Below are 12,523 nucleotides of genomic sequence, written 5' to 3'. Positions count from 1 at the left end.
AATTGTATATTTAAGGAATTATAAGCCATAGCCGGTTGATTTAATTCTAAAATTACAATTATGTTAGTTACAGAAAGCTTAATGCAGTTTATCTGGAAACTTCGGCTATTCCGTGCAAATGGGTTGAATTCTACTGATGGAGAACCCTTGGTCGTTGTTCATGTGGGGCAATATAATACAGATTCCGGCCCCGATTTTCTCATGTCACATATTAGGTGTAAAGATAATGATTGGTTTGGTCATGTCGAGATGCATATCCAATCTTCGGATTGGGATCGACATTGTCATCAGGAAGATTCCGTTTATAATAATGTTATCTTACATGTGGTTTGGAAAAATGATAAAGTTATCTACCGAAATGATGGAACATCGATACCGACATTGGTGCTTTCGGAATATGTGGAACAGCATCTCTTGGAACGGTATTCAGTGATGATGAATACTAAAAGTTCGATTCCTTGTGAATTTCAGCTTGGTTCTATTGATCTTTTTAAAAAATCCATGTGGCTGAGTAGTTTAGCTATTGAACGCCTAGAAATGAAGGTTCAACAAATGTCGGTGATCCTAAAACAATTTAATACGGATTGGGAAAAAACTTTATGGGTATGGATCTGCAGATGTATGGGATTAAAAGTTAATGCAGATACATTTCAGGAACTTGGGGAAAAATTACCTTGGAACATTTTACAAAAATATCGTTCCAACCTATTTAAAATAGAGGCTCTTTTCTTTGGGATCAGCAGGCTGTTAATTCAGGGACAAGAAAGCGAGTATATGAAGCGGCTAGCTGATGAATTTGAGTACCAAAAACATATTCACGGTATAGAGGCTATTTATGGGGTTTGGAAAAGGATGAGAATGAGACCTTATAATTTTCCTGAACGGCGAATCACGCAATTAGCTGTTTTGTTTAGTAAGAACGAGTTGGGCGTTGCTAAGATTTTGGCTGTGGATGATTTGGAGGCTGCTCGAAAATTATTTAAGATAGAGTCGCCGGGTGATTATTTTGGGGGATATTTTTCTTTCGGTACAAAAACGAAGGTAAAAACATCGGTTCGGCTGGGTAAAGAAACTATTGACACACTTGTTATTAATGTGATTATCGTATTTCTTTTTACATACGGTAAATATTTTAGTATCCAGTCATATATTGATAAAGCGCTAGATCTTTTGGAGCAGCTTCCTGCAGAAAAAAATGTTGTTGTGAGACAATTTGCTCAATATGACTGGCCTGTTCAAAGCGCATTGCAAAGTCAAGGAATTTTGCAGTTAAAGAGATTTTACTGTGATAGAAAGCGCTGCCTTCATTGCAGCATAGGATCCGAAATTTTAAAAAGAAATTAATTCTTTAAAATCTCTGCAATCTCCTTATGGCCTTTTTCATATGCCATATCCATTGGAGCTAATCCTGAAATATTGATGACTCTGGTGTCGGCTCCATTTTCGAGTAAGGCAACAATAAAGTCGATATTACCAAATTGAGCAGCGAAATGAAGTGGAGTTTCACCAGTAGCTTGAATGGCATTGACATTTGCATTAGCATCGATAAGCAACTTGCCGATCTCTTCATTGTTGTTTGCCGCAGCAATATGTAGCGCAGTGGTGCGTTGTTCATTTTTGGTTACAACATTCGGATTGACTTTTTTGGATAGTAAAAGACGGACAATGTCTGCTTTGTTGAAATATGTTGCTAAGGTCAATGGCGTAAAACCCTGTGATGACCATTCGTTGACAACAGATGGAGCTTGCGAAATAATAGCCTCCAGGTATGAGGTTAACCCAGCCGCACAGGCCTCATGGATAGTCATGGATTTGGTGTGCTGTAAAAGTGTCCGAATGATCTGGGGTTTGTTATAATAGCAAGCCAATAGGAGGGGAGAAATTCCATGACTCGTTGTTTCTTGTAAAAGTTCGGGATTTCCAATCAATAATAAGTCGATATCATGGCTTCTGCCTTCTTCAATATATTGTTCTAAAACGGAAAGGTTCATGTCTTAACAAATTGTCTAACGTTGTCACTAAAATAGACTTTATTGATGAGAATAAATGTTTGATTTGCGAAAATATTTGTATTTAATTTTGCTTGGAATTAAACTGAAATTTAGAAGAAGGGTGTTTTTACGGGGTGAATTGGATCTTAAAATCCGGAAAAAAGTTATTTTTGGGGTATTTTATATACACAAATGTGTAGTAATGCGCATAATGTTTTTGTAAATTAAAAAGTAGATGTACTTTTGTTAAGCCCCTCCCAAGGGCATGTTTTTCATAGGTAGATGTAGGGTCGGGTGTTTCTCACTACGACCCTTTTTTTATAGCTTTGTTTTTATTATTTTAAAAGAGATGTCTAAGAGAAAAATTGTTATTGCCATTACTGGAGCTAGCGGCTCAATCTATGCTAAAGTTTTACTTAAAAAACTATTGGTATTAAAAACACAGATCGCAGAAGTTGGAATTGTAATGTCGAATAATGCGAAGGATGTATGGCGTGCAGAGTTAGGCGATGAGAGTTATCAGGATGTACCGTTCAAATTTTATGATAAGGGTGATTTCTTTGCTCCTTTTGCATCCGGGTCGGCTCGCTATGATACGATGATTGTCTGCCCGTGTTCAATGGGGACATTATCAAGGATCGCCCACGGAATTTCTTCTGATCTGACAACTCGCGCGGCAGATGTAATGCTAAAAGAACGACGAAGATTGATTTTGGTTACCCGTGAGACACCGCTAAGTATTATACATATTCAAAACATGAAATTGGTGACAGAGGCCGGAGGTATCATTTGTCCTGCATCACCTTCATTCTATAGTTTGCCAAAGACTTTGGAGGATGTTGCAGAAACGGTGGTTGATCGGATTTTGAGTCTTGCGGGGTTTGAATTTAAACATTATCAGTGGGGAGAAAATGCCTAGTTATTCCTCGTTGAAATCTATTTTTAATGTTCTTTAATAAATTTGTATTTTGTAACTTTGTTTCTCGAAATGAAGCAATCACAGGCATCACGCGAAAAAGTTATTTGCAGCTATATGATTTATAGTGATAAAGCCACCGTTTGTCTGTTAACACTGCGCACGCTATATGCTTCGATAAATAAGTTGTATCCTTTTAATTTCAATCACATTCATATATGAAAAGCTTATTGATTACTTCTGTTAAAGTAATTTTACCTGGTAATGAATTTCATCAGCAGCAAGTTGATGTATTTATCGAAAAGGGAAAGATTGCACAGATTGGAAAATCTGTCAAAGTAGCTGATAAAAACATAGAGACCATCGATGGCGCCGGAAAAATTTTAGCGCCAGGTTTTTTTGACTTACATGCCAATTTTGGAGAACCTGGATTAGAAACCAAGGAAGACATTGTAAGTGGAACCGCAGCAGCAGCAGCGGGAGGATTTACTGGAGTTGCTGTAATGCCAAATACCGAACCGGCGATTCAAAGCCGTTCTGAAGTTGCACTTATTGTCAATACAGCGAAAGGAAATCTTGTTGATGTACATCCAATTGGAGCTATCAGTAAAAAGCGAGAAGGAAAGGAACTAGCCGAGCTATTTGATATGAAGCAAACGGGTGCTGTCGCTTTCAGTGATGGAAATAGGAGTGTACAGCAGGCAGGATTAATGAGCAGAGCGTTGTTATATGCGAAGGGATTCGATGGATTGATTTTTTCACATGCTGAAGATGAATCTATGGCAGGTGGAAACAAAATGAATGAAGGTGCGATGAGTACTTATTTGGGGATGAAGGGTATTCCCAATCTTGCCGAATCGTTAATGGTTTCTCGTGATCTGTATTTGGCGGAATATACCGGAGCTCCAATTCATTTTGCATCTATTAGCACACCAGAAGCCGTTGACCTGATAAAAAAAGCTAAAGCAAAAGGTCTTCCAGTGACATGTGATGTTGCTGCACATCAATTGGTCTTTACTGACGAAGATATTGTCGGTTTTGATAGTAATTATAAGGTGAGTCCGCCGTTACGCACAAAGGCAGATCTTAAGGTATTACTTAAAGGAATTAAGGACGGTACTATTGACGCTGTTGTTTCGCAACATACACCGCATGAAATAGAATTTAAGAATGTAGAATTTCATATTGCAAAAAATGGAATTATTGGACTACAGACCGTATTGCCACTCATGGTTCGTGCTGGATTAAACGAAGAACAAATTGTCAATAGTCTTTCAGTTAGACCCCGACAGATTCTAGGACTTGAAGTTCCTCTTATTGAAGAAGGGGCAGTAGCCAATCTTGTCATATTTGACTCAGCGAAGACTTGGAGCTTCGATGAGAAAACCAATAAATCCAAATCAAAAAATTCTCCATTGTTCGGACAGACCTTAAAAGGGGCTGTCGAATTGGTCATCAATAATAGTCAAATCATTAAAAACGATTAAAACCATGGAAGCAAATGTTAAAGCAGCCGTTGAGGCAGGTATATTAAATTATGGCAAGGTTGATGGAATCTCGACAGCCCCAGAGTTTCTCGAAAAGATTATTGGCGTATTCAATACGGAGGCCAGCTATCTTGAGAAATTAGAACTGTTGGATCAGTCTTTTGATGACTATCCGTTGTTTGACGAACTTCGTGAAGTATATGTCGATCTTTTATTGATGAACTTTTTCTCCAATGACGTATTAAAATTGGAAGATGATTATTTGGATTCTGAAGAATGGGAAGCGATCGAAGATGAAACAATAGATCGTGGAACAGAATTGTTGAATATTTTTCTTTATTTAGGAGAATGTAAGGATGATGAGATTGAACCTGAATTGGATGATTTCCTAAAAGAATTTTTACTGGTCGATGAAGATGAATTCCAAGACGAACATGAAATTTATGAAGATATCATTGCTAATCAGATTGTCGTAGATAGCCCATATGCTGAAATTGCAAAAGTAGGAAAAGGAATAAATCCGAGAAGCGAAGTTTATGAACTTTTCTATCCTATTATGAGTTTCTTTAGCGAGTTGAAACCATCTGAAAAGCAATTTGAAGAGTATGCTGACGCTTCTTCCAATAAGGCTTTTGATATCGCCCTTTACCAAATAATTAGTACTTACTATAACAAATAATTTTATGGCAGAATCATTCAACCAAAGTAATGTAGGATTTGATGCGGTAATCGACAAAAAGAAAAGTATTATCTATGGTGTTATTTTAGGAATAATTTCTTTTATTCTAGGATTAGTTGTTTTGTTTGTTGTCAAAGACTTAAATTCCTTTTGGGGGGTAATGTCGATGTCATTTATTGTTAATACGGGGATTTTTGTTGTTATCTCTGCGCTGTTCGCCTTCTCTCTTAGGAAAGCAAATGGTGGATACTGGAATTTTTCTATAGCATTGAAATCGATCTTTATGATGCTTGCTATCTCTACGATTATTTCTACTATTGGTACGCAACTTTATGTTAATTTCATTAATCCAACTTTACAAGAAAAGGTGGTGACGCATACAATTAACGTTACCATTGAGTATATGGAGAAAAACAATGTGCCAGATGAAGTTATAGATTCAAAAATTGCAGAACTTGAAAAGCAAGTTGATGCTATAGGAAAGATAACCTTAGGGCAGGTGTTCAAAGGATTGGCAATCACATTGATGTTTCAATTTGTTTTTGCATTACTATTATCAGCCTTGACGAAACGAGAAAAATTAATAATTAAGCAAGAGACCAATTAGTATTTAATAAAATAAAATTGACCCTATAAGGTATTACTGAAAAAGTAATACCTTTGTTGGTATAATAATACTACATTTTTAGCATGATTAACATTCACATGGATATTTCTGTTGTTGTTCCTTTATTTAATGAAGAAGAATCCTTACCCGAATTGACAGCTTGGATCGACCGTGTTATGGCGGCCAATCATTTTTCCTATGAAATTATTTTAGTTGATGATGGGAGTAAAGATAATTCTTGGAAAGTTATTGAAGAGTTGAAGTTAAAGAACACGAATATTTCTGCGATAAAGTTCCGACGCAATTACGGAAAATCTGCGGCTTTAAATGTAGGCTTTGCTGCTGCACAGGGCGATGTTGTTATTACAATGGATGCGGATCTACAGGATAGTCCAGATGAGATTCCTGAACTGTATGATCGGATCGTGAACAAGGGAGCGGATTTAGTATCGGGTTGGAAGCAAAAGCGCTATGATCCGTTAACCAAAACAATCCCAACCAAATTGTTTAATGGGGTAACAAGATCTATGTCTGGAATTCATAACCTGCATGACTTTAACTGTGGTCTTAAAGCTTATAAAAAAGATGTTGTTAAAAACATTGAGGTTTATGGCGAGATGCATCGTTATATACCCGTTATTGCGAAATGGGCTGGATTTACCAATATACAGGAACAGGTTGTACAGCATTACCCACGTAAATACGGTACAACCAAATTTGGGCCGGGCCGTTTTGTAAAAGGTTTCTTGGATTTATTGTCCATATTTTTTGTCGGCAAATTTGCGAAAAGACCGATGCACTTTTTTGGTGTTATGGGAGTGATTAGTTTTCTTGCAGGTTTATTTATCTCCATTTATCTGATTTGCCACAAACTGATGAGTATAGCAAGCGGCACACCATTTAGAGATATAACAGATCAACCATTATTTTTCTTTGCGCTAACAGCGATTATTTTGGGAACACAATTATTTCTGACAGGTTTCTTGGCAGAATTAGTCTCTAGAAGCAGCTCCGATCGGAATGATTATCAAATTGAGAAAGTCATTTAAATAATTATGCGAATTGTGATTTTAGGATCCGCCTATCCATTGAGGGGAGGGGGGATAGCGTCTTTTAATGAACGATTGGCATCCCATTTTCAGGAGTTAGGTCATGAAGTGGATATCTATTCCTTTAGTCTACAGTATCCCAATTTTCTTTTCCCAGGAAAGTCGCAATATTCAGATGAGCCTGCACCAACCGGTCTTCATATTAAAACGACAGTGAATTCTATTAATCCACTTAATTGGATAAAGGTTGGTAGGGAGCTTAGGAAGGCGAACTACGATTTGCTTATCGTGCGATTTTGGATGCCGTTTTTTGGGCCTTGTTTGGGAACAATCCAGCGACAAGTTCGAAAAAATAAACATACTAAAATTGTATGTATCGCTGATAATATAATCCCTCATGAACAACGCATAGGGGATAAGATGTTGATCCGCTACTTTTTGAAATCTGTTGATGCTTGTCTCACGATGAGTAAAAGTGTGCTGGCAGATCTGAAAATGTTAAGCCCCAAAATGCCAGCGGTATATACGCCGCATCCCCTCTACGATAACTATGGTGCGCATCAAAGTAAAAAGGAAGCACGTCGATTACTTAATATTGCCGAAGAGGACAAAGTCGTATTGTTTTTTGGTTTTATTCGTCAATACAAGGGATTAGATATCTTGCTCGAAGCATTAGCTAATTCCAAGGTTCGCGATCTCGGTGTTAAATTATTGCTTGCCGGAGAATTTTATGGTGATCCTGCTCCCTATCTGGAGCTTATAAAAAAGTATAAACTCGAAGAGTTTATTTTTATGCATACCGATTTTATTCCAAATCAGGAGGTGGGGCATTATTTTTCAGCTGCGGATTGCGTTGTTTTGCCTTATCGTAGCGCTACTCAGAGTGGAATCACCCAAGTTGCTTATCATTTTGATCTTCCCATGATTGTGAGTAATGTTGGGGGATTGCCGGAATTGGTTCAAGATGGCTACGTTGGATATGTTGTGGAACCTGATGCCCGTCAAATAGCCGACGGTATTTTTTCATTTTACCATTACAACAAAGAAGAGCAATTTAGAACGAATATTATCGATGAAAAAAGGAAATACAGCTGGGAAACTTTTGGCAATGAACTTCTTAAGTTGGCGCGTTGATGAGTAGCATTGATTTTATTTGTATATAAAATCAAATTTATCTAAGTTTGGAAGACTGAGGTAGAAATTTAAAAGGAAGGAGAGATTTTGTTGCCGTTTACACAAAGCAGTTTAACTAAGTTAGAAGAGTTTTTTAAGGAGCAAGGGTATAAAGTTAGGTACGAGAAAGGTTCATTCCGCACGGGCGCTTGTATGTTGCAGACGACAAAAGTTGTAGTAGTCAATAAGTTTTCGAATCTTGAAATAAAAATCCAGTCATTGTGGAACATATTATTGGATATTGAAATTGATTCGGAAGCTATTTCTGAAAAACTTCTTCCGATTTATGAAGAAGTATTGAAATCAAAAATTGTAGCTTGAGAATAACATTTTTAGGAACCGGAACATCACAAGGGGTGCCTGTAATAGCATGCCAATGTCAGGTCTGTCAATCTGAAGACAGACGTGATAAGAGGTTACGTTCTTCTATTCTTATTGAATACAATCAACATACATTGGTTGTGGATACTGGGCCAGACTTTAGGTATCAGATGTTGCGCGAGAAAGTTATGCATTTGGATGCGGTGTTAATGACACACTCACATAAAGACCATATTGCTGGTTTAGATGACGTAAGGGCATTTAATTATCAGCAGCATAGCTCAATTTCTATTTACGGTACAGCAGCTCTCCATGAAGCGCTCAGGCGAGAATTTTATTATGCGTTTACTGAAGTTAAATACCCCGGAGCTCCGAGGTTGGATTTGGAAGAGATAAAGGCCGGTGTACCCTTGTCTTTATTTGGAAAAGAAATTATGCCTATTGAAGTTCTCCATTATAAAATGCCAGTCTTGGGTTTTAGGATCGGAGATTTCGCCTACATTACTGATGCGAAATTTATCAGCGCAGAATCACGGAAATTATTGGAAGGAGTAAAGGTTCTCGTGGTAAATGCTTTGCAAAAGGAATCTCATATTTCACATTTAACATTGGATGAGGCGATTGAATTTGCCTATGACATTCATGCCGATAAAACCTATTTTACACATATAGGGCATCGAATGGGACTGCATGAAGCTGTTTCCAGAGAATTGCCCGAAAATATGTTTCTAGCTTACGATAGATTACAGCTTGAAATTAGCTAATCCATTTAAAATAAAACTATAGTTCTTTTTTCGTTGTTATACCTATAAAAATAGATTTAGGTATTAAATTATAAAGAAATGGGAAATTTACTGTATATCATCGCCGTTATCTTAGTTATCATTTGGGCGATAAGTTTTTTTGGAGGTTATGCGGCTGGCAATAACATTATCCACATCCTTTTGGTCATTGCCATTATTGTGGTTTTATTGCGCGTTATTCGTGGCAATGCTTAATCCATTAAATCAAATTCAAATAGAACTGGGCAATTTGTAAGTCTTGAGGGTAGGTGATTTTTATATTTCTGGAGTCACCTTCAATGATAGCGATACGCTTGCCCATTTTCTCTACCACCGACGCATCATCTGTAAAAAGGGGATCTTCGGTTTGCTGATAGGACTTTAGAAGCAATTCTCCATGAAAAATCTGTGGAGTTTGTACTAACCAGGTATGATTTCTATCAACAGCGGAGTTGGATGTGGTGTCTCCCATCCGAACTGATTCAATGCTCTTTTGTGCTAAGACAATTGCCTGATGGTCATACGCCCCCTGGAAGGCTTTTTTAATAAGAGCTTCAGTGATGATAGGACGAGCTCCGTCGTGTACCGCAATATAGTCTTTTGGACCGATATCAAAATTTTGCTGAATGTAATCTATTCCGTTCCTTACACTTTCGAAGCGGGTTTGTCCGCCAAAAGCGATATGTATAGGGCGATCAAACTGATGCTTCAAACACAGTTCGGTCCAAAAACTTTCCATTAGCTCGCTGATGACCAAAATAACTTCCGAAATAGTTTCTGATTGGCAAAAACGATTAATTGTATGCATAACAATCGGCAGTCCATTTAAGTCAAGAAACTGCTTTGGAAGATCGCTATTCATTCTATTTCCGGTTCCGGCAGCAACGATAATTACAAAGTTCATGTTGTTATTGAAAGGTTATTATTTAAAAAAACGTGGATAGTTTAAGGCTATCCACGTTTTTTTTATTTTATCTTTTAAGCCACATCGTTAAACGATTAACATAGCGTCGCCATAGCTGTAGAACCTATACTTTTCTTTTACAGCAACTTCATAGGCATTCATCACATTTTCGTAGCCTGCAAACGCAGCAATCATCACTAAAAGTGTGGATTCTGGTGTATGGAAGTTTGTAATCATCGAGTTTGCAATACTGAAATCGTAAGGAGGATAGATGAACTTACTCGTCCAGTCAGACGCCGCTTTTAAATGGTGATCTGCAGATACAGAAGATTCTATTGCACGCATAGAAGTCGTTCCTACAGCACATACGCGACGTTTGTTGTCGATTGCTCTATTGACAACGCGCGCAGCTTCATCAGTGATGATGAACTGTTCCGAATCCATTTTATGTTTGGTTAAATCTTCGACTTCAACAGTACGGAAAGTTCCAAGACCAACGTGAAGAGTAACCTCTGCAAAATCAACACCTTTTAGTTCCAGACGTTTCATTAACTCTCTTGAGAAGTGAAGTCCAGCTGTAGGAGCAGCAACAGCACCTTCATTTTTTGCGTAGATCGTTTGGTAACGGAATTTATCTTCCGGTGTAGCTTTACGCTTGATGTATTTAGGAAGTGGAGTTTCACCTAAGATTTCAATATTACGACGGAACTCTTCATCGGTACCATCAAATAAAAATCTAATTGTACGGCCACGAGAAGTTGTATTGTCAACTACTTCGGCAACCAATAAGTCATCATCACCGAAATATAATTTGTTGCCTACACGGATTTTACGCGCAGGATCTACCAACACATCCCAAAGACGAAGTTCATTGTTCAATTCACGCAACAAGAAAACTTCAATCGTAGCTCCAGTTTTTTCTTTATTACCGTAAAGGCGGGCTGGAAAAACTTTAGTATTGTTTAAGATCATGACATCTTTGTCATCGAAATAATCCAATACATCTTTGAAAATTTTGTGTTCAATTTTACCAGTATCTCTATGTAGGACCATCAAGCGTGATTCGTCACGATTTTCAGAAGGTTCAGAAGCAAGTAATGATTCTGGTAAGTTGAATTTAAATTGAGATAACTTCATCTTTAATGATATATATTTTAATGTCTGCCTTTCAGTGCATTACAGTGCACCAAATACTAGGTTGCAAAAAGCATACAAAGTTATAACTTTTTCGGGTATAGAAAGGGCTTATTTCTAATTTATGTATATATTTTTAACGATTTTGACATTAAATCAAAACTATATTGTATTTTAGAATACAATTATGCTATTTTTTAGATTGATATTGGAGAGTTGTCAGTTTGCTTTTTCGGCATTAAAAGACAATCGTACTCGCACCTTACTATCGCTGTTGGGTGTGACCATCGGTATTTTTACGATTATTGGTGTATTTTCTGCGGTAGATACCCTACGGAATAATATAGAGGAATCAGTAAAGAAGATCGGTAGCAAAACACTTTATATTGAGAAATGGCCCTGGGATGGAGGTCCAAATTTTCCTTGGTGGAAATACTTGAATAGACCCGAACCTACATACAATAATTACCTGGATTTGAAGAGTCGGATGACGACAGCCGAGTATATGGCGTATATGATCAATATTGGTAATACGACTATAAAATATAAGAATAATTCGGCCCAAGGCTCATCGGTCAATGCAGCGACCTATGAGAACCTGTACATTCAAAATTTGAATATTGTGGATGGTCGTTACTTTGCTGAAAGCGAGTCGAGGGGTGGAGCTCTTGTAACTGTATTGGGAGCAAATATTGCGGAAGGGCTTTTTCCTAATGAGGAACCTGTTGGCAAATATATTAATATGTTAGGCCGAAAAATTCAGGTTATCGGTGTATTAAAGAAAGAAGGAAATGGTGTATTGATCAATACCTCCCCCGATGATACCGCCTTTATTCCATTTGAGCTTGCGAGAAATTTGGTCAACTATGATAATTTCTCACCGAGCATAGCGATGGTTATTAAATCGAACTATACGCTTGGCGAGGCGGAGAGCGAAGCGAAGACACTCATGCGTTCGATTCGTCGTATATCGCCACAACGGGAGGAAAACTTTTCCATTAACCAGACAACAATGATTACAGGTGCGCTGGATCAGCTTTTTGGGATAATTAATCTTGCGGGTTTTTCAATCGGTATTTTTTCGATTTTGGTTGGTGGCTTCGGTATTGCCAATATCATGTTTGTCAGTGTCAAAGAGCGTACACATATCATCGGAATCCAGAAAGCGCTGGGGGCTAAAAATTTCTTTATTCTTTCACAATTTTTAGTTGAGTCTATCGTACTATGTTTGTTGGGGGGAGGGATAGGCCTCGTTGTTGTTTATTTTTTGGCGTTTCTAGTACAAGCTGCAACTGGCGTTGCTATTGTCGTAAGTTTGAAAATGGTTATGCTTACCGTTTCGCTTTCGACGTTTATTGGTCTCATATCTGGTATTGTTCCGGCGCTCATGGCTTCTCGATTGGATCCGGTAGAAGCGATCCGGAGTAAATAGAAAGCGATATGTTTAAAAAAGCTCAATTTTCGATATTACAAGGATTTT

13 protein-coding genes are annotated in these 12,523 nt (G+C 37.7%); 10 read left to right on the top strand and 3 right to left on the bottom strand.

Annotation, left to right across the window (positions count from 1 at the left end):
- Positions 1-60: 60 nt before the first annotated feature.
- Positions 61-1,344 (top strand): DUF2851 family protein, encoded by a 1,284-nt coding sequence (locus K2F45_RS17850; protein ID WP_248931960.1) that lies wholly within the window; start codon positions 61-63, stop codon positions 1,342-1,344.
- Here the strand turns inward: K2F45_RS17850 and K2F45_RS17845 are convergent.
- Complete coding sequence (locus K2F45_RS17845; RefSeq protein ID WP_248931959.1) at positions 1,341-1,991, bottom strand: ankyrin repeat domain-containing protein; 651 nt, start codon at positions 1,989-1,991, stop codon at positions 1,341-1,343. The two genes, K2F45_RS17850 and K2F45_RS17845, sit on opposite strands and share 4 nt — an antisense overlap.
- A gap of 349 nt (positions 1,992-2,340) precedes the next feature.
- Here K2F45_RS17845 and K2F45_RS17840 point away from each other — a divergent pair, with 349 nt between their 5' ends.
- The 8 genes from K2F45_RS17840 (at position 2,341) to K2F45_RS17805 (ending at position 9,221) form a co-directional block, all read left to right on the top strand.
- Positions 2,341-2,910, top strand: a complete 570-nt coding sequence (locus tag K2F45_RS17840) for a UbiX family flavin prenyltransferase (RefSeq protein ID WP_075993357.1) — start codon at positions 2,341-2,343, stop codon at positions 2,908-2,910.
- 215 nt (positions 2,911-3,125) lie between these two features.
- The gene (locus K2F45_RS17835; RefSeq protein ID WP_248931958.1) at positions 3,126-4,394 is read left to right on the top strand and encodes a dihydroorotase; all 1,269 of its coding nucleotides are present in this window, start codon (positions 3,126-3,128) and stop codon (positions 4,392-4,394) included.
- Positions 4,395-4,398: 4 nt separating this feature from the next.
- Positions 4,399-5,073, top strand: a complete 675-nt coding sequence (locus K2F45_RS17830; RefSeq protein ID WP_075993355.1) for a hypothetical protein — start codon at positions 4,399-4,401, stop codon at positions 5,071-5,073.
- 4 nt (positions 5,074-5,077) lie between these two features.
- Positions 5,078-5,680 (top strand): DUF4199 domain-containing protein, encoded by a 603-nt coding sequence (locus K2F45_RS17825; protein WP_248931957.1) that lies wholly within the window; start codon positions 5,078-5,080, stop codon positions 5,678-5,680.
- 98 nt (positions 5,681-5,778) lie between these two features.
- Positions 5,779-6,729 (top strand): glycosyltransferase family 2 protein, encoded by a 951-nt coding sequence (locus tag K2F45_RS17820; RefSeq protein WP_075993353.1) that lies wholly within the window; start codon positions 5,779-5,781, stop codon positions 6,727-6,729.
- A gap of 6 nt (positions 6,730-6,735) precedes the next feature.
- Complete coding sequence (locus K2F45_RS17815) at positions 6,736-7,863, top strand: glycosyltransferase (RefSeq protein ID WP_248931956.1); 1,128 nt, start codon at positions 6,736-6,738, stop codon at positions 7,861-7,863.
- Positions 7,864-8,219: 356 nt separating this feature from the next.
- Entirely contained in the window at positions 8,220-8,987 is a 768-nt protein-coding gene (locus tag K2F45_RS17810) for an MBL fold metallo-hydrolase (RefSeq protein WP_182984051.1), read from the top strand.
- Between the two features lie 78 nt (positions 8,988-9,065).
- Complete coding sequence (locus K2F45_RS17805) at positions 9,066-9,221, top strand: lmo0937 family membrane protein (RefSeq protein ID WP_104382583.1); 156 nt, start codon at positions 9,066-9,068, stop codon at positions 9,219-9,221.
- Between the two features lie 4 nt (positions 9,222-9,225).
- Here the strand turns inward: K2F45_RS17805 and K2F45_RS17800 are convergent, their stop codons facing one another.
- Complete coding sequence (locus K2F45_RS17800) at positions 9,226-9,909, bottom strand: 2-C-methyl-D-erythritol 4-phosphate cytidylyltransferase (protein WP_248931955.1); 684 nt, start codon at positions 9,907-9,909, stop codon at positions 9,226-9,228.
- Positions 9,910-9,996: 87 nt separating this feature from the next.
- The gene (gene queA, locus K2F45_RS17795; protein ID WP_075993349.1) at positions 9,997-11,046 is read right to left on the bottom strand and encodes a tRNA preQ1(34) S-adenosylmethionine ribosyltransferase-isomerase QueA; all 1,050 of its coding nucleotides are present in this window, start codon (positions 11,044-11,046) and stop codon (positions 9,997-9,999) included.
- Positions 11,047-11,230: 184 nt separating this feature from the next.
- On the opposite strand from queA, the gene K2F45_RS17790 reads away from it, so the two are divergent.
- Positions 11,231-12,475 carry an ABC transporter permease gene (locus K2F45_RS17790; protein ID WP_172840710.1) on the top strand — a complete coding sequence of 415 codons (1,245 nt, stop codon included), beginning with the start codon at positions 11,231-11,233 and terminating at the stop codon, positions 12,473-12,475.
- Positions 12,476-12,523 lie beyond the last annotated feature (48 nt).

The organism is Sphingobacterium siyangense (assembly GCF_023277505.1).
In the GTDB taxonomy this organism is placed as follows: domain Bacteria; phylum Bacteroidota; class Bacteroidia; order Sphingobacteriales; family Sphingobacteriaceae; genus Sphingobacterium; species Sphingobacterium siyangense.
Note: the sequence above shows the minus strand (reverse complement) of the source record. Positions and strands in the feature narration are given on the sequence as shown.